Annotated in this window: 18 protein-coding genes; 10 read left to right on the top strand and 8 right to left on the bottom strand. The window is 67.8% G+C overall.

The features are described from left to right. The first annotated feature begins 274 nt into the window (after positions 1 to 274). Genes ABE422_RS10335 through ABE422_RS10345 form a run of 3 tightly spaced genes read left to right on the top strand, consistent with a single transcriptional unit; the run spans position 275 to position 7601 of the window. On the top strand, positions 275 to 1435 hold the full coding sequence (locus ABE422_RS10335; RefSeq protein WP_346482919.1) for an MdtA/MuxA family multidrug efflux RND transporter periplasmic adaptor subunit: 1161 nt from the start codon (positions 275 to 277) through the stop codon (positions 1433 to 1435). Further along, entirely contained in the window at positions 1432 to 4539 is a 3108-nt protein-coding gene (locus tag ABE422_RS10340) for an MdtB/MuxB family multidrug efflux RND transporter permease subunit (protein WP_346482920.1), read from the top strand. Before ABE422_RS10335 ends, ABE422_RS10340 begins: the two co-directional genes overlap by 4 nt. Next, a complete protein-coding gene (locus ABE422_RS10345; protein ID WP_346482921.1) occupies positions 4536 to 7601 on the top strand; it encodes an efflux RND transporter permease subunit in 3066 nt (1021 codons plus the stop codon). The genes ABE422_RS10340 and ABE422_RS10345 overlap by 4 nt, the downstream gene beginning before the upstream one ends. A 129-nt stretch (positions 7602 to 7730) precedes the next feature. Here the strand turns inward: ABE422_RS10345 and aroG are convergent, their stop codons facing one another. From aroG to ABE422_RS10365, 4 genes are all read right to left on the bottom strand, one after another. Then, positions 7731 to 8804 carry a 3-deoxy-7-phosphoheptulonate synthase AroG gene (gene aroG, locus ABE422_RS10350; protein WP_346481540.1) on the bottom strand — a complete coding sequence of 358 codons (1074 nt, stop codon included), beginning with the start codon at positions 8802 to 8804 and terminating at the stop codon, positions 7731 to 7733. 271 nt (positions 8805 to 9075) lie between these two features. Further along, on the bottom strand, positions 9076 to 9423 hold the full coding sequence (locus ABE422_RS10355; protein ID WP_265308789.1) for a DUF6616 family protein: 348 nt from the start codon (positions 9421 to 9423) through the stop codon (positions 9076 to 9078). Between the two features lie 14 nt (positions 9424 to 9437). Further along, the gene (locus tag ABE422_RS10360) at positions 9438 to 10178 is read right to left on the bottom strand and encodes a DNA alkylation repair protein (RefSeq protein WP_313209032.1); all 741 of its coding nucleotides are present in this window, start codon (positions 10176 to 10178) and stop codon (positions 9438 to 9440) included. Further along, entirely contained in the window at positions 10175 to 10669 is a 495-nt protein-coding gene (locus ABE422_RS10365) for a MarR family transcriptional regulator (RefSeq protein ID WP_346482922.1), read from the bottom strand. Before ABE422_RS10365 ends, ABE422_RS10360 begins: the two co-directional genes overlap by 4 nt. A gap of 130 nt (positions 10670 to 10799) precedes the next feature. Here ABE422_RS10365 and ABE422_RS10370 point away from each other — a divergent pair, with 130 nt between their 5' ends. After that, on the top strand, positions 10800 to 11084 hold the full coding sequence (locus ABE422_RS10370) for a hypothetical protein (RefSeq protein ID WP_346482923.1): 285 nt from the start codon (positions 10800 to 10802) through the stop codon (positions 11082 to 11084). Between the two features lie 41 nt (positions 11085 to 11125). Here the strand turns inward: ABE422_RS10370 and ABE422_RS10375 are convergent, their stop codons facing one another. Further along, positions 11126 to 12175, bottom strand: coding sequence for an LLM class oxidoreductase (locus tag ABE422_RS10375; RefSeq protein ID WP_346482924.1), 1050 nt, complete (start codon positions 12173 to 12175; stop codon positions 11126 to 11128). Positions 12176 to 12191: 16 nt separating this feature from the next. Next, the gene (locus tag ABE422_RS10380) at positions 12192 to 12827 is read right to left on the bottom strand and encodes a glutathione S-transferase family protein (protein WP_346462949.1); all 636 of its coding nucleotides are present in this window, start codon (positions 12825 to 12827) and stop codon (positions 12192 to 12194) included. A gap of 166 nt (positions 12828 to 12993) precedes the next feature. Between ABE422_RS10380 and ABE422_RS10385 the strand changes: the two genes are divergently transcribed. Beyond that, entirely contained in the window at positions 12994 to 13893 is a 900-nt protein-coding gene (locus tag ABE422_RS10385; RefSeq protein ID WP_313209028.1) for a LysR substrate-binding domain-containing protein, read from the top strand. 132 nt (positions 13894 to 14025) lie between these two features. Here the strand turns inward: ABE422_RS10385 and groL are convergent, their stop codons facing one another. After that, a complete protein-coding gene (gene groL / locus ABE422_RS10390; RefSeq protein WP_019183552.1) occupies positions 14026 to 15675 on the bottom strand; it encodes a chaperonin GroEL in 1650 nt (549 codons plus the stop codon). A 91-nt stretch (positions 15676 to 15766) separates the two neighbouring features. Continuing rightward, entirely contained in the window at positions 15767 to 16054 is a 288-nt protein-coding gene (locus ABE422_RS10395; protein WP_019183551.1) for a co-chaperone GroES, read from the bottom strand. Positions 16055 to 16347: 293 nt separating this feature from the next. Here ABE422_RS10395 and ABE422_RS10400 point away from each other — a divergent pair, with 293 nt between their 5' ends. From ABE422_RS10400 to ABE422_RS10420, 5 genes are all read left to right on the top strand, one after another. Next, positions 16348 to 18132, top strand: a complete 1785-nt coding sequence (locus tag ABE422_RS10400) for an endonuclease (RefSeq protein ID WP_346482925.1) — start codon at positions 16348 to 16350, stop codon at positions 18130 to 18132. Positions 18133 to 18204: 72 nt separating this feature from the next. Next, positions 18205 to 18543 (top strand): divalent-cation tolerance protein CutA, encoded by a 339-nt coding sequence (gene cutA, locus ABE422_RS10405; protein ID WP_019183549.1) that lies wholly within the window; start codon positions 18205 to 18207, stop codon positions 18541 to 18543. Continuing rightward, positions 18543 to 20906 carry a protein-disulfide reductase DsbD gene (locus ABE422_RS10410; protein WP_346482926.1) on the top strand — a complete coding sequence of 788 codons (2364 nt, stop codon included), beginning with the start codon at positions 18543 to 18545 and terminating at the stop codon, positions 20904 to 20906. Before cutA ends, ABE422_RS10410 begins: the two co-directional genes overlap by 1 nt. Next, positions 20903 to 21463 (top strand): TlpA disulfide reductase family protein, encoded by a 561-nt coding sequence (locus ABE422_RS10415; protein WP_346482927.1) that lies wholly within the window; start codon positions 20903 to 20905, stop codon positions 21461 to 21463. The genes ABE422_RS10410 and ABE422_RS10415 overlap by 4 nt, the downstream gene beginning before the upstream one ends. Before the next feature lie 146 nt (positions 21464 to 21609). Continuing rightward, positions 21610 to 24126, top strand: coding sequence for a sulfite reductase flavoprotein subunit alpha (locus ABE422_RS10420; RefSeq protein ID WP_346482928.1), 2517 nt, complete (start codon positions 21610 to 21612; stop codon positions 24124 to 24126). Positions 24127 to 24135: the final 9 nt, after the last annotated feature.

The following is a 24135-nucleotide window of genomic DNA, read 5'->3' on the forward strand; positions in this document are numbered from 1 at the left end:
CGACGGTATGCATGCGCCGCCCCGTGACCACCTTGGTCGGATGACGCAATGCACCCATCCGCCCGGGCCCTGCCCCGCCCCATGACCAAGGGCATGTGAGTGCAGGCATCCACACGAGGTACCATGACGCCCCCGCCCCTCCCGGGTCGGTATCCAGCCACGCTGCGGCATTCGACCAGCGGCCCCGCCAGACAACCCCACTTCGCCCCGCCTGCCCCCACGGGCCGGTAAACCATGGACGCGTTCGCCGTGTGGCGTGCGCGCAGGATGCCCCATGTCTGCCCCGCTCCCCTCGCGTTCCCGTCGTCTGTTCAAACCGCTGTTGGTCGTGGCCGTACTGGCCGCCGCCGTGATCGCCTGGCGGGTGTTGTCGCCCGCGCCGACCGCCGAGGCCGCGCCTGCGAGCACCGCCACCCCGGTGCGTGTGGCCACCGCGACGCGGGAAGATCTGGTGGTGCGCCTGAAAGCGCTCGGCACGGTGACCCCGTTGCATACGGTGAGCATCCGCAGCCGCGTGGATGGCGAACTGCTGCGGTTGGCATTCTCCGAGGGTCAGCACGTCACCGCCGGCGAGCTGCTGGCCGAGATCGATCCGCGCCCGTTCCAGGTGCAGCTGTCGCGTGCACTGGGCACCCAGCAGCAGAACCTGGCCGAGCTGGACAATGCCGAAAGCCAACTCAAGCGCTTCGCCGAACTGCAGACCAAGCACTTCGTCTCCGCGCAGGACCTGAGTGATCAGCAGAGCAAGGTCCGCCAGCTGCAGGGCCGCCGCCAGACCGATCAGGCGGCGGTGGATGAAGCACGCCTGCAGCTGCAGTACACCCGCATCACCGCACCGGTGGCCGGGCGCATGGGCCTGCGCAACGTCGATGTCGGCAACCTGGTGCGCAGTGGCGATACCGAGCCGCTGGCCACCATCACCCAGACCACCCCGATCAGCGTGCTGTTCACCGTGCCCGAGCCGGACCTGCCGGCGGTGGTGGCTGCGGCACGCGCCAATCCGCAGTTGACCGTGGAAGCCTGGGACCGCGAGGAGCGCACCGCGCTCGGCGACGGCGTGCTCTCCAGCCTGGACAACCGCATCGATACCGCCACCGGCACGCTCAAATTGCGCGCGCAGTTCGCCAACGCCGATGAGTCGTTGTTCCCCAACCAGTTCGTCAACGTGCGCCTGCAGGTCAGCAGCAGCGATGCGGTGGTGATTCCCAACGCGGCCGTGCAGTTCGGCAGCAAGGGCAGCTACGTCTACGTGATCGCGGCCGATGACACCTCGTCGCTGCGCACCGTGGTGCTCGGCCCGGCCGATGGCGAGCGCGTCTCGGTGCGCCAAGGCCTCAAGCCTGGCGAGCGCGTGGTGGTGGAAGGCATCGACGGCCTGCGCGAAGGCGCCAAGGTCGAGGTGGTGGAGCAGGACCCGCCGCGGACCGGCGCATGAACCTCTCGCGCCCCTTCATCGAGCGCCCGGTCGCGACCACGCTGCTGATGGTGGCGCTGCTGCTGTCCGGCGTGATGGCCTATCGCCTGCTGCCGGTCGCGGCACTGCCGCAGGTCGATTACCCGATCATCCAGATCACCACGCTGTATCCCGGCGCCAGCCCGGATGTCACCACCAGCGCGGTCACCGCGCCGCTGGAACGGCAGCTGGGGCAGATCCCGGGGTTGAAGCAGATGTCCTCGACCAGCTCCGGCGGCGCGTCGGTGATCACCCTGCAGTTCTCGCTGGAGGTCGCGCTCGGCGTGGCCGAGCAGGAAGTGCAGGCCGCGATCAACGCCGCCGACAGCTTCCTGCCCGATGACCTGCCGGTGCCGCCGGTGTACCGCAAGGTCAACCCGGCCGATACCCCGATCCTGACCTTGGCGGTGACCTCGCAGGGGCTGTCGCTGCCGCAGGTGCACGACCTGGTCGATACGCGCATGGCGCAGCGGATCTCGCAGCTGCCCGGCGTCGGCCTGGTCAGCCTGGCCGGCGGGCAGCGCCCGGCAGTCCGCATCCAGGTCAATCCCTCCGCGCTGGCCGCCAACGGCCTGAGCATGGCCAGCATCCGCACCGCGATCGGCACGGCCAACGTCAACCTGCCCAAGGGCAGCTTCGACGGCCCGACCCGCGCGATCATGCTCGATGCCAACGACCAGATGCGCTCGGTGGCCGAGTACCGCGCCCTGATCCTGGCCTGGAAGGACGGCGCACCGCTGCGCCTGGGCGATGTCGCCACCATCGAAGATGGCGCCGAGAACCGCCAGCTGGCCGCGTGGTCGGGCACCACCCCGGCGGTGCTGATCAACATCCAGCGCCAGCCCGGCGCGAACGTGATCGCCGTGGTCGACCAGGTGCGTGCGCTGCTGCCGCAGCTGCAATCCTCGCTGCCGGCCGGTGTGGATGTGGCCATCCTCAGCGATCGCACCGAATCGATCCGCGCCTCGATCCGCGGCGTGCAGCACGAGCTGCTGATCGCGATCGCACTGGTGGTGATGGTCACCTTCCTGTTCCTGCGCAACATCCCGGCCACGATCATTCCCAGCATCGCGGTCCCGCTGTCGCTGGTCGGCACGTTCGGGGTGATGCTGCTGGCCGGCTTCTCGCTCAACAATCTCACCCTGATGGCGCTGACCATCGCCACCGGTTTCGTGGTGGACGATGCGATCGTGATGCTGGAGAACATCGCCCGTCATCTGGAGCGCGGTGCCACGCCGATGCAGGCAGCGCTGAAGGGCGCCCGGCAGATCGGCTTCACCCTGATCTCGCTGACCCTGTCGCTGATCGCGGTGCTGATCCCGCTGCTGTTCATGGCCGACGTGGTCGGCAAGCTGTTCCACGAATTCGCGATCACCCTGGCGGTGGCGATCGGCATCTCGCTGCTGGTCTCGCTGACGCTGACGCCGATGATGTGCGCGCGCCTGCTCAAGGCCGGTCATGCCACCCGCCGCGACGCGGATGGGCAGGAATCGGCGCAGCAGGGTGACCCGTTCGATCGCGTCGTGGCGGTCTACGATCGTCAGCTGCACTGGGTGCTGCAACGCCAGCCGCTGATGCTGGCCGCCACCGTCGCCACCCTCGTACTGACGGCACTGCTGTACGTGTGGGTGCCCAAAGGCTTCTTCCCGGTGCAGGATGCCGGGCTGATCCAGGGCATCAGCGAGGCGCCACAGTCGATCTCCTTCCAGGCGATGGCGCAGCGCCAGCAGGCGTTGTCGGCGGCGTTGCTGGAGGATGAGGACGTGGCCAGCCTGTCCTCGTTCATCGGCGTGGACGGCAACAACGCCACGCTCAACAGCGGGCGCCTGCTGATCGAATTGAAACCGCATGCACAGCGCGCTGCCGATGCGCAGGCGATCATCGCGCGGCTGCAGCAGCGCGTGGCGCATGTCCCGGGCATCAGGCTGTACCTGCAGCCGGTGCAGGAGCTGGGCATCGAAGACCGGATCAGCCGGACCCAGTACCAGTTCACCCTGACCAGCCCGGATATCGCGCAGCTGGAGACGTGGACGCCGCGCCTGCTCGAGCATCTGCAGCAGGCACCGGCACTGGCCGACGTCGCCAGCGATCTGCAGAACCAAGGGCTGCAGGCACACGTGGTGATCGACCGGGTCGCCGCCGCGCGCCTGGGGATCAGCGTGGAGACCATCGCCGATGCGCTGTACGACGCGTTCGGGCAGCGCCAGATCTCGACCATCTTCACCCAGGCCAACCAGTACCGCGTGGTGCTGGAAGCGCGCCCGGACGTGGCCTTCGGCCCGGATGCGATCGCACGCCTGCACGTCACCGGTCCGGACGGACGGCAGGTGCCGCTGGGCGGCATCGCACGGATCGAACAGCGCCCCGCGCAGCTGCTGATCAACCATGTCGGCCAGTTCCCGGCGGTGACGTTCTCCTTCAACCTCGCCCCGGAGGCATCGCTGGGCGAAGCGGTGGAGGCCATCGAAGGCGCCCGCGCCGCGATCGGCCTGCCGGCCAGCGTCGAACTGCGCCTGCAGGGGGCGGCCGATGCGTTCCGCGCCTCGCTGTCGAGCACGTTGTGGCTGGTGCTGGCGGCGGTGGTGGTGATGTACCTGGTGCTGGGCGTGCTCTATGAGAGCTTCATCCATCCGATCACCATCCTCTCCACCCTGCCCTCGGCCACCGTGGGTGCGTTGCTGGCGTTGCTGGTCAGCGGGCGCAGCCTGGACCTGATCGCGGTGATCGGCATCGTGCTGCTGATCGGGCTGGTCAAGAAGAACGCGATCATGATGATCGACTTCGCGCTGGAGGCCGAGCGCGAGCACGGCATGGCGCCGCGTCAGGCGATCCATCAGGCCGCATTGCTGCGCTTCCGCCCGATCCTGATGACCACGCTGGCCGCGCTGTTCGGCGCGATCCCGCTGATGTTCGCCAGTGGCTCGGGCGCGGAGCTGCGCCAGCCGCTGGGCCTGGTGATGGTCGGTGGGCTGATCGTCAGCCAGGTGCTGACCCTGTTCACCACGCCGGTGATCTACCTGTTCTTCGACCGCTTCCGCCAGCGCCCGGCGCCGGTGACCGACGGGGCTGACGAGGCGCTGGCGTGAGTCCGCTGTCGCGGGCGATCGGCTGGTTCGTGCAGCATCCCGTCGCCACCGTGCTGCTGGCGGTGGCGGTGGTGCTGGCCGGCCTGCTCGGGCTGCGCCTGCTGCCGGTCGCGCCATTGCCGCAGGTTGATTACCCGGCGATCAACGTCAGTGCCAGCCTGCCGGGCGCGAGTCCGGAATCGATGGCGGCCAACGTCGCCACGCCGCTGGAGCGTGCCCTGGGCACCATCCCGGGATTGACCGGGATCGACTCGGCCAGCACCCAGGGCTCGACCCAGGTCGAGCTCAAATTCGCGCTCGGCCGCAACGTGGACGATGCCGCGCGCGACGTGCAGGCGGCGATCAATGCCGCGCGCGCGCAGCTGCCCAGCGGCATGCCGGGCATGCCCCAGTACCGCAAGGTGAATCCCTCGCAGGCGCCGATCATGGCGCTGGCGCTGAGCTCGGACAGCCTCGCGCCGGGTCAGATCTACGACGTGGCCTCCACCGTGATCGCACAGAAGCTGGCGCAGATTCCCGGCGTCGGCGAGGTGCAGGTGGGCGGCAGCTCACTGCCCGCGGTGCGCGTCTCGCTCGATCCCAATGCCCTGAACCATCAGCGCATCGCGCTGGACGACATCGCTGCGGCGATCCGCAACGCCAACGCGCTCAAGCCACTGGGCACGGTGGCCAGCCAGGCCCAGCAGTGGCAGCTGGAGGCCACGCTGCAGCTGCGCACCGCCGCTGAGTACCGCCGCCTGATCGTGGCGATGCGCGACGGCCGCCCGGTGTACCTGGAGGATGTGGCCGGGATCAGCGAAGGCGTGGAGGATCGCTATGCCAGCGGCTTCCACAACGAGCGCCCGGCGGTGCTGCTGATCGTCAGCCGCCAGCCGGACGCGAACATCATCGAGACCGTCGATGCCATCCAGGCGCAGATGGACACGCTGCAGGCACTGCTGCCGGCCGCCATCGACATGCAGGTGGTGATGGACCGCTCGCCGGTGATCCGCGCCACCCTGCGCGAGGCCGAGCTGACGCTGCTGCTGGCGATCGCGCTGGTGGTGCTGGTGGTGTTGGCCTTCCTCGGCCACTGGCGCGCGGCGCTGGTGCCGACCGTGGCGATTCCGGTCTCGCTGCTGGGCGCGCTGGCGATCATCGCCCTGCTCGGGTTCTCGCTCAACACGCTTTCGCTGATGGCGCTGATCGTGGCAGCGGTGCTGGTGGTCGACGATGCGATCGTGGTGCTGGAGAACATCGCCCGCCACCGCGAAGAAGGCGCTTCGCCGATGACCGCCGCGCTGCGGGGCGCGGGGGAAGTCGGTGCCACGCTGCTGTCGATGAACATCGCGCTGGCCGTGGTGTTCATCTCGATCCTGTTCCTGGATGACTTCGTCGAGAAGCTGTTCCGCGAGTTCTCGCTGACCCTGGTGGCGGCGATGGGCGTCTCGCTGCTGGTCTCGCTCAGCCTGACCCCGATGCTGTGCGCACGCCTGCTCGGGCAGCCGCGACCCGGCCCGGGCAATGGGCTGCAGCGCGCCGGTACCGCGCTGTTCGAACGCCTGCGCGGCGCCTATGTGGGCAGCCTGCAGACCATGCTGCGCTGGCTGGCGGTGCCGTTGCTGCTGTTCGCCGGCGTGATCGCGTTGAACGTGTGGCTGTTCCAGCAGGTGCCCAAGGGCATCGTGCCCAAGCAGGACACCGCCCAGCTGCGTGGCTTCGCGCGTGGCGACGACGGCCTGTCGTTCCAGGTCATGCAGCCCAAGATCGAGGCGTACCGCAAACTGCTGCTGGCCGACCCGGCGATCAGCGACATCATCGGGTACATCGGCGGGCGCAGCGGGGTCAACAACGCCTTCATCATGATCAAGATGACGCCGCTGGCCGAGCGCAAGGTCTCCAGCCAGCAGGTGATCGACCGCCTGCGCAGCAACATGCCGAAGATTCCCGGCGGCGGCATGTTCCTGTGGGTGGACCAGGACATCAAGCTGGAGGGCAGCGGCGACAGTGGCCAGTATGAGTTCCAGCTGCTCTCCGGCGAGCTGGAACCCCTGCGGCAATGGGCCCCCAAGGTGGCCGACGCACTGCGCGCCCTGCCCGAACTGGTGGACGTGGAATCCAAGGGCGATGAAGGCATGCGCCAGGTGGTGCTGGACATCGACCGCGACGCCGCCGCACGCCTGGGCGTGGACATGCGCATGATCGCCTCCGTGCTCAACAACGCCTTCAGCCAGCGCCAGGTCGCCACGCTGTACGACACCCTCAACCAGTACCGCGTGGTGATGGAACTGGACCCGCGCTATACCCAGGATCCCTCCACGCTGGAGCAGATCCACGTGATCGGCAAGGACGGCCAGCGCCTGCCACTGTCCTCGATTGCCAGCTGGTCCTACGGCATGGCACCGGACCGCATTTACCACAGCCAGCAGTTTGCCTCGGTCTGGATCGAGTTCGCCCTCGCACCCGGCGTCACCCTGGACCAGGCGGTGAAAGCCGTGGACCGCGCGATGGCCGGCATCATGCTGCCCACCCATGTGCAGGCCAGGCTGAGTGGCGAGGCCGGTGGCTTCGAGAAACTGCGTGAGCGCCAGCTGTGGCTGATCCTCGGCGCGATGCTGGCGGTGTATCTGGTGCTGGGCGTGTTGTACGAAAGCTTCGTGCAGCCGCTGGCGATCCTCTCCACGCTGCCCTCGGCGGGCGTGGGCGCACTGCTGGCGCTGATGGCGTTCGGCAACGAGTTGAACCTGATCTCGCTGCTCGGCCTGTTCCTGCTGGTGGGCGTGGTGATGAAGAACACCATCCTGATCATCGATTTCGCGCTGTCGGCCGAACGCGAGCGCGGGCTGTCGCCGTACGACGCGATCTGCGAAGCCGCACGGCTGCGGTTCCGTCCGATCCTGATGACCAGCGTGGCTGCCCTGCTGGGCACGTTACCGCTGATGCTGGCGACCGGTGAGGGCTGGGAGATGCGTCAGCCGTTGGGCATTGCGATTGTCGGCGGCCTGCTGGTCAGCCAGTGGCTGACCCTGTACACCACGCCGGCGATCTATCTGGCGTTGGCGAAGCTGCGGCGGGTGGCGTGATCAGCGGACGCGCGACACCCCAGGGGTAGAGCCACGCCATGCGTGGCTGCTCCTGCATGATCTGCATGAAGCTCCGCGGCGCTGTGCGCAGCCACCCATGGGGTGGCTCTACCCCGGATCAACGCACGCTTATGCCGCCTTGCTGATCCGCACCGCCCGCCGCGCACGCACCGCTTCGGCGAGGCTTTCCAGCACCGCCAGCGAGCTGTCCCAGCCGATGCAGCCATCGGTGATGCTCTGGCCGTAGGTCAGCGGCTGGCCGTCGACCAGGTCCTGGCGACCGGCCACGAGGTGGCTTTCCACCATCACCCCGACGATGCGCTCTTCGCCATTGGCCAGCTGGGCGTTGATGTCGGCGATGACCTTGGGCTGGTTTTCCGGGTTCTTGCTGCTGTTGGCGTGGCTCGCATCAATCATGATGCGCGCGGCCAGGTGCGACTTGGCCAGGGTCTGGCTGGTCGCTTCCACGTGGTCGGCATCGTAGTTCGGCGTCTTGCCGCCACGCAGGATCACGTGGCAATCCGGGTTGCCGGCGGTGGCGACGATGGCGGTGCCGCCTTCCTTGGTCACCGACAGGAAGTGATGCGGGTTGGAGGCCGCACCGATCGCATCGGCGGCGATCTTGATGTTGCCGTCGGTACCGTTCTTGAACCCGACCGGGCACGACAGCCCCGAGGCCAGTTCGCGATGCACCTGGCTTTCGGTGGTGCGCGCGCCAATGGCGCCCCAGGCCACCAGGTCGGCGATGTACTGCGGCGAGATCACATCGAGGAACTCGACGCCGGCCGGCAGGCCGAGCTTGTTGATGTCGCGCAGCAGACCACGCGCCACGCGCAGGCCCTTGTTGATGTTGAAGCTGCCATCCAGGTCCGGATCGTTGATCAGGCCCTTCCAGCCCACCGTGGTGCGCGGCTTTTCGAAGTACACGCGCATGACGATTTCCAGCTCGTTGGCGTAAGCGTCACGCAGCGGCTTGAGGCGCTGGGCGTATTCGATGGCGGCCACCGGGTCGTGGATCGAGCACGGGCCGATCACCACCGCCAGGCGGTCGTCGCGGCCGTGCAGGATCTCGTGCAGGGCCGCGCGCGAGGCGCTGACCGTATCGGAGGCTTCATCGTCGCAGGGCAGCATCGCCAGCAGCTGCGCCGGCGGGGTCAACGGTTCAATCTTGCGGATGCGCAGGTCGTCGGTATGGGGGGGCATGGGGTAACTCCTTGGCAGTGGGGGTCCCCAGCGCGGCGGCAACAAAAAAGCCGCCAGGTGCGCTGGCGGCTTTCGGGAATGCGTCTGAAGGTTTCTTCAGGGTGAGCGCATGCCTTCCTCCGCCGGTGGCTTCGGAAAGTAATACCAAAAGTAGGAATTGGCGGGGCGTGCGTTCATTGGGGAGTATTGATAACACAGGGGTTTGGAGGTGCCAACTGTTTCATTCGCAACTGCGAAGAGCATTCAGCCGCCACGCACCCGCCGTATACGATCAGCCCCGCGGCAGCGCCGCCAGCTCAGCCAGATGCTGCTGCAGGTTCCCCGCTGCACCTACCGCGTGCGTGGTGGTGAAGTACTCATGCCAGCCGGTGGCCCCGATCGCGGCCAGCAAGGCATCGGCATCCAGCCGTTCGGCGCACTGCCACACCGCATAGAACTGCTCGGCCGTGGTGTGCGGCACGTCCTGCTCGATACGGCCCATCGCTACCGGTGTGACGCGTGCGGGGTCCACGTTTTGCATACCCGCTCCGATGCGGGCGAAGAGCGCCCCGCGCGATACCGGGTCCAGCGCGGTCCAGGCAGGGGTGGCGGTATACAGCTCGATCAACATGTGCGACATGGCATTCCTTGAGGTCAGAGCGAGCGCAGTGCGCGCTTGCGGATATAGGTGTTGGCCGGATCATCGGCATGCCGCTGCTGCCATTCGCTGCAGAGCGCGCGGACCCAGTCGGGCTGGCTTTTGCCGGCGTCGTTGAGCCAGTTGCCGACCGAATCCTGCACGTAGCGCGAGGCATCGCAGCACAGCGCCTGCAGCAGCGGCAGGGCGTGCTGTGGTTCCTGCTTGAACAGCGCGATGTGGGCTGCCCAAACACCCCGCGGTCGCAGCGCTTCGCAGGCGAAGCGGCGCACGTTGGGCGAGGCGTCGGTGGTCCAGCCGTGCAGGTGCGTGAGCACCCGCAGCGGTTCGGACACGATATGCGGACGCACGGCCAGCCACGCCCACTCGCGCACGCCGAAGTGTGCGTCGTCGGCCAGCGCGCGCAGCGCATCCAGCTTGTGCTCCAGTGACAACCCCGGGTCGCTGCCAATCAGATAGCAGGCCCAGCCACGTACCGTGTCACTGGCATGGCGCGACCACCGCGCGTGATCGCCGTGTCCGTGCACGCGCAGCAGCGTGGCGGCGCCCTGCATGCGCAGGGTGATGCCGCGCTTGGCAGCGTTGCGCATCGGGGTGATCGCCGACGCGGGCAAATCAGGGGCGACATTGGCCATCAGCTTGGCGAAATCGACGGCCAGCACTTCGGTCAGATGCGTGGCTTCGGCTTCACCGCGATCCAGCTGTCCGCGTCGCTCGCGGGTGACGGGCGGTTTCATGCGGCACGTCCTGCGTCAGTGCGCGACCACACGCGTTGCAACAGCGTGCTAAGCGTGCGCCGTTCCCTGGGGCTGATGTCGGCGAACAGCGAGGCGATCCAGTCGGTCTGCTGGTCGAACAGTTGCGCAGCGAGTGCCTGACCCGCCGGGGTCAGCCGTACATGGATGCGGCGTTTGTCATCCGGATCACTGTGGCGGCTCACCAGGTGTTCGCGCTCCAGGCCATCCAGCAGGCCGGTAACGGTGGCACGGGTGACGCCGGCGCGCTCGGCCAATTGGTGGGGCGACAAGGCCGTATCCGCACCGCGCAGCAGGAACAGGAGCACGAAACGCCCTTCGCTCAGGCCCAGCGGTGCCAGACGACTCGCGCAGTCCTGGTTGATCGCGCTGGCCAGCGACAGCACCTGGAAACACAGCGCCAATTCCCCCGTATCCGGCTGGCCACGACGCGCCAGTTCGGTCAGGAAAGCCTGGTGTTTGATTTCCAGCATGCAGGCGGATCCGGGATAGTACGGCGGCTAATTATACCGCTACTGCGACTTGTCTGACACCCCGCCGCGCTTTACCTCGCCCCGGTGACAGGCGAAGATCCGGGCCAGGATCAACCACAAGGATGCGTAGATGACCCCTTCCCAAGCTGACGCGATCGCCCAGGCCATCCTGCGGCCGAACGACAAGCGCGAGGCCGTCCAGCAACGTCAGCGTGCGCAGGCGCAGCACCTGGCGCGGCAACGCGTTGCCGCCGCCGTCAGCCTGGTCGGCATGGCGCTCGGCGCGGCGGCAGCGATATGGCTGCCCATGGCGTACGCGCAGGGAATGTTGGTGGGCGGCGCACTGTCCTTCCTGCTTGCGCATCTCGGCCTCGCTTGGCGCGAGCGTAGGCGCGCGGTGCGTTCTCCGGCCTGACACATGCCGCGCCGCCCCACATGGCGGAGCGGAGGGCATGCCTACCAGCGCGTGCCGGCCGGCAGCGCCCCGTCATGCGAAGGAAACAACGGCAGTACGTACTCGGCCACTTCCTGCAGCACCTCGGCCGCCGGGCGCTGCGAGAACTGGATGCCCAGCGCAGCATGGTTCACGCCGGCACGCTGCCACTCGCCCAGCAGATCGATCAATCCGTTGCGGCCGGTTCTCAGCGTGTAGCCGCCATTGAGCGGCGTGCGGGGATGGTTCGGGTCCTCGACCAGATCCAGCCATTCGTTGGTGACATGCGGGCGGAAGCCACCGTCGGGGATGAGACGGCGCCATGCCTGGATCTTGTCGGCCAGGCGCTGCGGTCCGCCCGCGTGATGGGTTGCCTCGGGATAGGTCAGCCAGCCATCGGCATGCTGCCCGACCCAGTCCAGTGTCTGGCGCGAGGTGCCGGTCACCAGCAGGGGAATCGCCCCGGCCACCGGCTTGGGCAACAGCTCTACGCCCTGCAGCGCGCCCAGTGGCGAGTCGATATGCAAGGGACCGTGCTGCATCAGCTGCCTGACGTACAGCACCGAATCGGCGAAGCGGTGGCCGCGGTCGGCATGCTCCAGACCGTACGCGGGGAACTCGACCGGACGATCGCCGGAGGCGATGCCCAGCACCAGGCGCCCACCGGACAGCTGGTCGATGGTGGTGGCCGACTTGGCCAGATCGATCGGGTGGCGCAGCGAGAAGATCGCACTGCCCGTGGCCAGCGCCAGCCGCTTCGTGGATGCCGCCAGGAAGGCCAGATAGGTAAACGGATCGAACACCTGCCCGGCATCGCCGAACAGCGGATCGAACAGCGGCACATCGCGCACCCAGGCCGCAGCGAAGCCGTCACGGTCGAGCTGGCTCACCAGATCCGCCTGCCCGGCCAGCACCTGCATGTCGCCTTGATAGAAGCGCAGGGGCAGGAACACACCCAGCGTCAGCGCCCCCTCGCGGAACATGCGCTGGTAACCGGCATGGCGGGCGAACGTCGGTGCGGATGCGCCGGTCAGTGGCGCCTGCATCGGGGTGATATCAGTCAACAGGGTCATCGTGGTCGCTCCTGGGTCAGGGGCCGGTGGCCGGTTCGGGGAGCAGCACCCCACGCTGTACGGCGGGCCGCTGCGACATGCGCGCGTGCCACGCACTCAGGTGCGGGTAGGCGCTGAAATCGAAGCCGATGAGCCGGGCGATATGGGTCCAGCCATAGCCGGCGATATCGGCGATGGAGTACGCCTCGCCTGCCAGCCATGAGCGGCCTGTGAGGCGCTGGTCCAGGGTGGCGAAGAACTCGGCGCTCAGGCGCCGGTAGCGTTCGATGGCGGGTGCGTAGGGCGCGTCGGCGAACATCTCGAAGTGCACGCGCTGCCCCAGGATCGGCCCGACGCTGGCCGAGTGGAACATCAACCAGGTGATGGCCTCCCAGCGCGCGCGTGGCGCGTCGGGCAACAGCCGTCCGCTCTGCTCGGCCAGATACAGCAGGATGGCGGCGGATTCGAACACGGTGATACCCGTCGCCTCGTCGACCAGCACCGGAATGCGGCCATGCGGATGCCGTTGCAGGAAATCGGGATGGCGGTGCTCACCTTCGTCGATGCGCACGTGATGCAGTACGTAAGGGAGGCCGAGTTCTTCCAGCGCGATGGTGATCTTGAAGCCGTTGGGCGAGCTGTCGGTGTACAGGTGCAGCGAAACGGGGGACACAGCGGTCTCCTTGGCAGGCGGAACAGCGGGCGGGGTTCGCGCAGCAGGGCTGGATCAATGCAGCTGGACTAAACGACATCGATTCAACATGATCACGATGCTACGCAGGCCAACGCGCTCTGTAGAACGATTCTTCCTGCACTACCAAGAGAGAAAATCTAAGGTCATGGGCGCCGTCCTTCCCCTGCTCGCACTGCGCGCCTTCGTCGAAACCGGTCGTCATGGCAGCCTCAAGGCCGCTGCTGCGGTCATGGGGGTCACCCCGGGGGCGATCAGCCAGCAGCTCAAACTGCTGCAGGCGCGCACCGGCGTTGTGCTGTTCACCCGCACCCCTCACGGGGTCGCACTGACCCCGGCCGGCACACAGGTGCACCCTGCCCTGCTGCGCGCGTTCGATCAGATCCAGGACAGCATGGCCACGCTGGACGCCATCCACGCGCGGCAGACCCTCACCCTCAGCACCGTGCCCAGCTTCGCCGCCTCCTGGCTGGTGCCACGGCTGGGCCGGTTCACCGAACGCCACCCGGCGATCGAAGTGCGTGTGGAGGCCTCATCGGCGCTGGCGAATCTGCGTCGCGATCGCATCGACATCGCCATCCGCCACGGTCTCGGCGAGTATCCCGGCCTGGTCTCACGCCCGCTGGCGGCGCCGGTGCTGTTGCCGGTGGCCTGCCCGGCACTGCTCGCCGACGGTCCACCCATCCACTCGGCGGTGGACTGCCTGCAGTACCCGCTGCTGCAGGATTCAGACCGCAGTGACTGGTCGCTGTGGTTCCGCGCGCTCGGCCTGCCATCCGATCCGCGCATCGAACGTGGCCCGGCGTTCGATGATGACGTGTTGCTGATCCGCGCCGCAGAAGCGGGCCAGGGCATCGCGCTGGTGCGTGACCTGTATGTGGAATCCGAAGTCGCCAGCGGGCGGCTGGCCGTCGTACTGGATCAGCCGTGGCCGACGCGGTTTGCGTACTACGCCGTCACCCTGCCCGGCGCCGAGGAGAACCCGGCCATCGCGGCATTCCTGCGCTGGCTGGAGGATGAGATCCAGGCGCCGACCAGCGCGCTGTGAGCCCGGGATGCGCGCACAAAAAAACCCCGCCTTCCGGCGGGGTTTTTCGTACTGCGTTGGCGCATGGCGGGTACCGACCAACGGTGGGTACCTACCGCTCCGATGCGTGCCGACCGATGGCCGGCATCTACATCAGAAGTCCATGCCGCCCATGCCACCCATACCGCCCATGCCGCCGCCAGCTGCGCCAGCGCCGTCATCCTTCTTCGGGGCTTCGGCAACCATCGCTTCGGTGGTGATCATCAGGCCAGCGATCGAGGCAGCGTTCTGCAGCGCCGAACGGGTGACCTTGGTCGGGTCCAGGATGCCGAATTCCAGCATGTCGCCGAACTCGCCGGTGGCGGCGTTGTAGCCGAAGCTGCCGGTGCCTTCCTTGACCTTGTTGACGATCACGGACGGCTCTTCGCCAGCATTGGCCACGATTTCGCGCAGCGGGGCTTCCATCGCGCGCAGGGCGATCTGGATGCCGTGGTTCTGGTCTTCGTTGGCACCCTTCAGGCCGCTCAGCGCGGTGACCGCACGGACCAGGGCAACGCCGCCGCCCGGGACCACGCCTTCTTCAACGGCTGCACGGGTCGCGTGCAGGGCGTCGTCGACGCGATCCTTCTTTTCCTTCATTTCGATTTCGGTCGAGGCACCGACCTTGATCACGGCAACGCCGCCGGCCAGCTTGGCCACGCGTTCCTGCAGCTTCTCGCGGTCGTAATCCGAGGAGGTGTCTTCGATCTGGGTCTTGATCTGGGTGACACGCGCTTCGATGTTGGCCTTCTCGCCGGCGCCATCGATGATCGTGGTGTTTTCCTTGGAGACCTGCACCTTCTTGGCGCGGCCCAGGTCCTTGATCGTCGCCTTTTCCAGCGACAGACCAATTTCCTCGGAGATCACGGTGCCGCCGGTCAGCACGGCCATGTCTTCCAGCATCGCCTTGCGACGATCACCGAAGCCCGGTGCCTTGACGGCCACGACCTTGACGATGCCACGGATGGTGTTGACCACCAGGGTGGCCAGCGCTTCGCCTTCGATGTCTTCGGCGATGATCAGCAGCGGCTTGCCGGCCTTGGCGACGCCTTCCAGCACGGGCAGCAGGTCGCGCACGTTGGAGATCTTCTTGTCGTGCAGCAGCACGTACGGATCATCCAGGTCAGCGGTCTGCGACTGCTGGTTGTTGATGAAGTACGGGGACAGGTAGCCACGGTCGAACTGCATGCCTTCGACGACGTCCAGCTCGTTGTCCAGGCCCGAGCCTTCTTCAACGGTGATGACGCCTTCCTTGGTCACGCGGCGCATCGCTTCGGCGATGATGTTGCCGATCGACTCGTCCGAGTTGGCCGAGATCGTGCCGACCTGGGCAATGGCCTTGTCGTCAGCGGTCGGCTTGGAGATGTTCTTCAGCTCGGCGACGGCGGCGATCACGGCCTTGTCGATACCGCGCTTGAGGTCCATCGGGTTCATGCCGGCAGCAACGGCCTTGGCGCCTTCGCGGATCAGGGCCTGGGCCAGCACGGTGGCGGTGGTGGTGCCGTCGCCGGCGTCATCGTTGGTGCGCGACGCGACTTCCTTCACCATCTGCGCGCCCATGTTCTCGAACTTGTCAGCCAGTTCGATTTCCTTGGCGACGGAGACGCCGTCCTTGGTGATGGTCGGCGCGCCGAAGCTCTTTTCGAGCACGACGTTGCGGCCCTTCGGGCCCAGGGTAGCCTTGACGGCATTGGCGAGAACGTTGACGCCGCGAACCATGCGGGCGCGGGCGTCTTCACCGAAACGAATATCTTTGGCAGCCATTGCGATTACCTTTTTATGTAGAGCCGGGCCATGCCCGGCTGCTTGAACGGGAGGAAGTGCGGAAGCGCCGGCACGGGGCCGGCCGCATCACTCAGCCGACGATGGCGAGGATGTCGTCTTCGCGCAGGACCTTGAACTCGACGCCTTCGGACTTGTAGCTGCTGCCGGCGTACTGGCCGTAGATGACCTTGTCACCGACCTTCAGCGACGGCGCGCGCACGCTGCCGTTGTCCAGGGGCTTGCCCGGGCCGACGGCCACGACTTCACCCTTGGTCGACTTTTCCTTGGCGGAATCCGGAATCACGATGCCGCCGGACGAGATTTCGTCGGCTTCGATCGGCTTGACTACGACGCGGTCATGAAGCGGCTTGATGCTCATGTGAGACCCTTTTAAGTTGTTGATTGGTCTAGAAAAGTCTGGCGATGTTAGCACTCGCACAGGGCGACTGCCAGCCACGCTCACGAAAAAACCCGACGGTGCGGGACAGAGCAGAGATGGTGCTGGCCCCATCCCTTTCAAGGGCAGGCGACCGGTTTTTTTTGTCGATCCGGGCCCACGCGTGAATGTTTGACGCAGTTCTCAATGCGAAAGGTCGAATCCGACAGACCAATCGATGTGTCATCTGGATTGCGTAGATTCGAGCGGCACTGACCAATCACAAGGAGCCGTAGATGAGGTTGCTGACGCCGCTGTCCCTGGCCTGCCTGCTGGTGCTGGCCACCAGCCCGGCCCGGGCCGATGTATTCATCAATGAACTGCATTACGACGACAGCACCCCGGCCGGAGACGTCGGCGAGGCGATCGAAGTGGTCGCCACCGCCGGTGAAGACCTGTCCGGCTACCGGCTCTATCTCTACAACGGCAGCAACCCTTCGGCCGCCGCGGTCTACGCCAGCAACGCGGTCCCGGCCGGCACCGCCAGCTGCGGCAGCGCCCGGCTGGCCACGGTCAGCTACCCGACCAACGGGATCCAGAACGGTCCCAACGACGGCATCGCCCTGGTCGATCCCAGTGGCAAGGTGGTCCAGTTCCTCAGCTACGAGGGCACCATCACCGCCGCCGGGGGTCCTGCGGCGGGCCTGACCAGCCAGAACCTCCCGGTCAGCGAGACCAACAGCACCGCCCCGGGCACCTCCCTGCAGCTGACCGGCACCGGCAGCCAGTACGCGCATTTCACCTGGGCCGAATCGGCCCCACAGAGCTTCGGCGCCTGCAACCACGGCCAGACCTTCAGCGGCGGCGGCCCGACCGGCCCGAATACCGCGCCCTCGGTCACCGCCACCACCCCCGAGCAGGGCGCCAGCACCTTCCCGGCCGCCGCCGACCTGAGCGTCACCTTCAGTGAGCCGGTCACCCTCGCCAGCGGTGCCTTCGCGCTGAGCTGCGGCCAGTCCGGCACGGTCGTCCTGAGCCACCCGACCACCGGTACCCGCTTCACCCTGGCCACCAACACCGCGCTGGTGGCCGGTGAAGCCTGCCGCTTCGACATCCGCGCCACCCGCGTGAAGGATGCCCAGGGCGCCCGCCCGGCCGCCGATACCCGCATCGCCTTTACCGTGGCCACCGCCACCACGCCCGATCCGGGCAACCCCGGCACGCCCGGCGAGTACTACGCCCGGGTCAACACCTCCACCCCCAGCCAGTTGCGCTGCTCGCTGCACGAGACCATCAAGGGGCACACCGCCTACCCCTACAGCGGCTCGGGCACCAGCACCTGGACCATCCTGGAAATCGCCGACGAAGATCCCAACAACAGCGGCAAGATCCTCGATGCCTACCGCAACCGCAGCTACACCAAGGTCAGCGGGCGCGCAGGCACCGGCAGCGGGCTGACCTACAACCGCGAGCACACCTGGCCCAACTCGCTGGGCTTTGCCAGCACCACCGGCGACAAGGGCCTGCCGTACGCGCCGTATACCGACACCCACATGCTGTACCTGACCGATGCGCAGTGGAATGCGGACCGCGGCAACAAGCCGTTTGCCAAATGCGACAGCAACTGCGGTGAACGCGCGACCGAGGCCAACAATGGTTTCGGCGGCGGCAGCGGCGGCTACCCGGGCACCTCCAACTGGGTGCGCACGCCGGATGGCAATGGCGGCTCGTTCGAAGTGTGGGGCCACCGCAAGGGCGATATGGCGCGTGCGGTGATGTACATGGCGATCCGTTATGAAGGCGGTAAAGATGCCAAAACCGGGCAGTCCGAGCCGGACCTGGAGTTGACCGACGACCGCAGCAGGATCGTCAAAACGTCGGCCTCGCCGGCTTACATGGGCCTGCTCTCGACCCTGATCGACTGGCACCTGTCCGACCCGCCGGACGCGGCAGAACGCGCTCGCAACGAGGTGATCTTCAGTTTCCAGGGCAACCGCAATCCGTTCATCGACCACCCGGAGTGGGCCACCCCGACGCTGTTCACCTCGGCCAAGCCGACCACCTGCCAGCTGGCCAACTGAGCCCGGCCGACCGGCGCCCCCTCGCGGCGCCGGTCGGACCATTGACCTCTGGCGGTCCTATACTCGGCGGTCATGTCGATTGCCGATCCCGTCTTCCTGCTGTTCACCACCTGCCCCGACGTGGCCTGCGCCACGCGGCTGGCACACGCGCTGGTGGACGAACGCCTGGCAGCCTGCGTGACGCGCCTGGACGGGGCGCATTCGACCTACCGCTGGCAGGGCGAGGTCACCGAGGACCACGAGGTCCAGTTGCTGATCAAGACCACCGGCAGCCGCCTGGACGCCGCGATCGCGCGCGTGCAGGCCCTGCATCCGTATGAACTCCCCGAGTGCATCGCGGTCGAAACCCGCGCCGGCCTACCGGCGTACCTGGATTGGATTCGGGCGCAGACCCGTGAGGAAAGTGATTGATGACGCTGTTTCGTCGTGTTGCCGCGCTGTGCGCGTTGCTCGTGGTCTCCCTGCCGGTCTGGGCGGTCAGCGAAAAGGACCTGCTCCCGGTCGATGAAGCCTTCGGGCTGACTGCGCAGGCGCGTGACCGCGATCGCGTGGAGATCAGCTGGAAGATCGCCCCGGGCTATTACCTGTATCGCCACCGCACCACGGTCAAGGCCGATGCCGGTTTCGACGCCGAGGCGTTGCAGCTGCCAGCCGGCAAGAAGCATCACGACGATTTCTTCGGCGAGGTGGAGACCTACCGCGAACGCCTGACCGGCGTGCTGCCGGGCAAGGCTGCCGACGGCACCGACACCGTGACGCTGGAAGTGCGTTACCAGGGCTGCGCCGATGCCGGCGTGTGCTACCCGCCGCAGAAGCGCACGCTGCAGGTGAAGCTGCCGGCCGGTGGCAGCGGCGCTGGCACCGCCCCGGCCGCCGCCAGCGCTGCCGCGTCCCCGTTCAACACCCCGTTGGCCGGCAACACCGGCAGTGGCCTGCGCCTGCCCGGCACCAGCAGCACCCAGGCGCTGCCGCTGCCGTCCGAGCGCGCCTTCGGCTTCGATGCGATCGTCGGCGATGGCAACACCGTGCTGCTGCGTTTCACCCCGGCACCCGGTTACTACCTGTATCGCGACCGCACTTCGCTGGCACTGGAAGGCGCGCCGGGCATCCGCGCGGACAAGCCGACGTGGCCGGCCGCCAAGTCGCATCGCGATGAGCATTTCGGCGATGTGGCGGTGTATTTCGACCAGATCGACGTGCCGCTGCCACTGCGCCGCAGCACGGCCAACGCCACCGATGCCACGCTGGTGATCACCTTCCAGGGCTGCCAGACCGATGGCATCTGCTACCCGCCGATGACGCGCCGGGTGAAGTTGGCGCTGCCGGCCGGCACGATCAATGCCAAGGCCGATGAGGTCGCGCAGAAGACCGAGGTCATCGCGCCCCTGCCCAATCGCGATAAACGGGCACAGGCCCGCGGTGATGCCGGCACCGGCAGCCAGCCGATGCTGATCCGCCCGAACGAACCCGCGCTGGCCGTGCCGGGCGACACCGCCGCCACCCCGGATGCCAGCGCCGACAACGCGCAGCGCACCCCGCCGCCGGTCGCCCCGGCCGCCGCGCCGGGCAACCTGCTGGTGCTGCTGCTGTTCGCCGTGGCCGGTGGCCTGATCCTCAATCTGATGCCCTGCGTGCTGCCGATCCTGTCGCTGAAGGTGCTGGGCGTGGCGCAGAGCGGCGAGAGCCGTCAGCGCGCGCGCAGCCATGCGCTCTGGTACACCGCCGGCGTGCTGGTCGCCTTCGCCGCCATCGGTGCACTGGTGATCGCGCTGCGTGCGGCGGGCCAGGCCGCGGGCTGGGGCTTCCAGCTGCAGCACCCGTGGTTCATCGCCGCGTTGGTGTATCTGATGTTCGCCGTTGGCCTGAGCCTGTCGGGTGTGTTCACCCTGGGCGGCAGCATGGGCGGTGTCGGCCAGTCGCTGGCCTCGCGCAGCGGCCCGGTCGGCGATTTCTTCACCGGCGTGCTCGCCTGCGTAGTGGCCAGCCCGTGCGTGGCCCCGTTCATGGGCCCGGCCCTGGCCTACGCCTTCGCTGCCCCCGGCCTGCAGGCGATGCTGGTATTCCTGGCGCTCGGCCTGGGCCTGGCCCTGCCGTTCCTGCTGATCGGTTTCGTGCCCTCGCTGGCCCGCCGCCTGCCGCGCCCCGGCGCGTGGATGGAAACGCTCAAGCTGGTGCTGGCCTTCCCGATGTACGGCACCGCGATCTGGCTGCTGTGGGTACTGGGCAAGCAGCGCGGCGTGGACGCGATGGCGCTGGTGCTGGGTGGCCTGGTGATCCTGTCGCTGGCGCTGTGGTGGTTCGAGCGCAGCCGCTGGCGCAGTCAGCGTGTGGGCGGCCTGTTGGCCCTGCTGTTGGTCCTCGGCGCGCTGTACCCGATCTGGGGCGTGACCCGCATGGCGCCGCCGGCCAAAGCCGCGCAGGCGGCCAGCGACAACGTGGTGGAGTACTCGCCGCAGATGCTGGACCGGCTGCGCCAGGACAACCGCGTCGTGTTCGTCAACATGACGGCCGACTGGTGCGTGACCTGCAAGGCCAACGAGCGCGCCGTGCTGGGCACCAACGCGTTCCAGGACACCCTGCGCCGGACCAACGCGGTGTACATGCGCGGCGACTACACCAATGTCGACCCGCAGATCACCGCGTTCCTGGATGAGCACAAGGCCGTCGGTGTGCCGCTGTATGTGGTCTATGGCCCGGGCGCACCGCCGACAGTGCTGCCGACGGTACTGACCCAGGCGCTGGTGGAAGAAGCGCTGCTGCGGACCGCGCGATGAGCCTGCGGCCACCACGCCGGACGGTCGTGGTGGTCGTGATCGCGGCCGTGCTCGGGATCGGCGCCGGCGTCTGGTTCGCCGGGCATGACGAGCGCCCGGCCAAGGCCCCGCCACCGCCCCGGCCGGTGGTGGTCGCCGCCCAACCGGGTGATCCGATGCCGGCGATCACCCTGCCGGACCTCCAAGGGGAACCGCAGGACCTGGCCAGCTTCCACGGGCGTCCGCTGCTGATCAACGTCTGGGCCAGCTGGTGCGGCCCGTGCGTGGAGGAAATGCCCGCGCTGACCGCCTTTGCCGATGCCCAGGGCGCGACCGGCGTGCAGGTGCTCGGGCTGGCGCTGGATACGCCCGAGGGCGTGCGCGATTTCCTGACCCGCATCCCGGTCGCCTACCCGATCGTGCTCGATACCCCCGGCCCAGCCGACGCCAGCGTGCGGCTGGGCAATGCACGGGGCCTGCTGCCGTATTCAGTGCTGGTGGATGCGCAGGGGCGCATCGTGAAACAGAAGCTGGGGCCGTTTGCGGCCGGTGAGATCGAGGCCTGGGCACGGCACTGACGCACGGGGGATCGGTAACGGTTTGATCGGGATGCCGCGCTGGCCCGCCTTGGGCTATTGACCGCCCCTGCCCTGCACCCAACAATGACGAGATCCATTCTCATCTACAGCCGGGCCTGCTTCGCCTTGCCGCCGGAACCGCCCGCATGTTGAAGACCGTTGTTTTCCAGCTGCACTGGCTGTTGGGCATCACTGCCGGCACCGTGCTGGCGGTGATGGGCCTGAGCGGGGCCACGCTGGCCTTTGAAGACGAGATCATGCGCGCGGCCAATCCTGCGCTTGCGCAGGTCGTGCAACGCCATGCGGCCGGCGAGCAGCCGCTGGCGCTCACCGCGCTGTTGCCGCGGTTGCAGCAGGACATGCCACAGCCGTTGCAGCGGCTGCGCGTGGATGCCACCGGGCAGCGCCTGTCGGTCGCGCGTTTCGACGGCGGCCAGGCGAACTGGCGCTACTTCGATCCGTACACGGGTACCGTGCTGACCGAGCTGAAGGGGCTGGATTTCTTCGCCTTCGTCGAAGACCTGCACCGCCACCTGGTCAGTGGCGAACGCGGCAGCCTGATCACCGGCAGCTGCGCGATCGCGCTGGTGTTCTTCTGTCTATCCGGCCTGTATCTGCGCTGGCCGCGACGCTGGTGGCACTGGCGCACCTGGCTGGCGGTGGAGTGGTCGCGCAACGGGCGCAGTTTCCTGTGGAGCCTGCACTCGGTGGTCGGCACCTGGGTCCTGCTGGTCTACCTGATGATCGCGCTGACCGGGCTGTGGTGGTCGTTCGACTGGTACCGCAAGGGCGCCACCACGCTGCTCGGCGGGGCAGACGCAGAGCAAAGCGAGCGGCGCGCCAGCCGCGGCCCGCTGGATCTGGGCAAGGTGCAGGCGACGCTGTACGGCCTGGAGGGTGTGCGCCGCGGCTACATCGATCTGCGCTTCCCGGCCACACCGGGCCGCCCGCTGACCAGCCGCGTGCAGGGCGGCGATGCCGCCCATGACCGCGCGCAGGATATCGTCCAGCTGGATCCGGCCACCGGTGCCCTGCTCGCCTACGCGCCGTACCGCGCCAGGAATGCCGGCGGCAAGATCATCGTCAGTGTGTTCGCATTGCACTCGGGCAGCTTCTTCGGGCTGCCGGGGCGGGTCATCGTGATGCTGTCCAGCCTGGGCATGCTGGTGTTCTTCATCACCGGCTGGATGCTGTATCTGGACCGCCGCCGCAAGAAGCGCGAGGTGCGTGCCTCACGGCTGCCTCTCGCGGCGGCCGTCGGCACCGGGCAGCCGTGGCTGGTGGCGTTTGCCAGCCAGAGTGGTTTTGCCGAACAGCTGGCCTGGCGTACGGCGGCGCAGTTGCAGGCGGCTGGCCTGCCGGTGCACGTCCGGCCGCTCGCGCAAGTGGATACGGCGTTGCTCGCGGACACGGACAAGGCCTTGTTCGTCATCAGTACGTTCGGCGATGGCGAAGCGCCGGATGCGGCGCGTGCGTTCGAGCGACGGGTAGTGGCGCAGTCCACCTCGCTGCAGGGCCTGGCGTACGCCGTGCTCGGGCTCGGCGACCGCGAATACCCACGCTTCTGCGGTTTCTCGCGACAGGTGGACAGCTGGCTGGTGGCGCAGGGTGCGCAACGACTGTTCGCCAGCATCGAGGTGGACCGCACCGATGCCGTGCCGCTGGCGAACTGGCAGCAGCAGCTGGGTGTGCTGACCGGGGTGGAGGATCACACCCCGCTGCCGGCACCGGTTGAACTGCACCCCTGGGCGTTGGATGCGCGCGCGCAGCTCAATCCGGGCAGCGCCGCCGGGGCGATCTGGCAGGTGTCCCTGCGGCCGCCGGCGCACGCGCACTGGCATGCCGGCGACATCCTGGAGATGGCGCCGCGCCACGCGCGTGCGCATGTGCTGTCGGTGCTGGCTCGCAGCGGTCTGGATCCGCAGGCGCCGGTGACGGTCGATGGACGCATCACGGCATTGGTCGAGGCCGCTGCCGCGCGTGTGCTGCCTGAGACAGCGGAGGCAGTGGACGCCGCTGCAGCACCCGATGCTGCCCGCTGGCTGGCACGACTGCCTGCGCTGCCGCATCGCGAATACTCGATCGCCTCGGTGCCCGGCGATGGTGCCGTGCAGTTGGTGATCCGCCTGACCGATCTGCCCGACGGCCGCCACGGACTGGGCTCGGGCTGGTTGTGCGTGCATGCGAGGGAGGCAGACAACATTCATGCCCGCGTGCGTCACAACACCGGCTTCCATCGCCATCCCGAGCACGCCCCGATGCTGCTGATCGGCAACGGCACCGGCATCGCGGGTCTGCGCAGCCTGCTGCGTGAAGCCGACGCGCAGGGCGATCGCGGGCATTGGCTGGTGTTCGGCGAGCGCACCCGCGCGCACGATTTCCTGTACCGCGAGGAGATCGAGGCGTGGCGGGCGCAGGGTCACCTCAGCCGTGTGGACCTGGCGTTCTCGCGCGATCCGGACGGCGGCGGCTATGTGCAGGACCGCCTGCGCGCCGCACCGGAGGCGCTGCGGGCGTGGGTGGACCTGGGCGGCAGCCTCTACGTATGCGGCTCGTTGCACGGCATGGCCGAAGGCGTCGATGCCGTGCTGCGCAAGGTGCTCGGCAACGATGCCGTGGATGCCCTGCTCGACGACGGACGCTACCGCCGCGACGTGTACTGAGGTGCACGG

This window comes from Stenotrophomonas sp. TWI1151 (assembly GCF_039673135.1).
Classification (GTDB): Bacteria; Pseudomonadota; Gammaproteobacteria; order Xanthomonadales; family Xanthomonadaceae; genus Stenotrophomonas.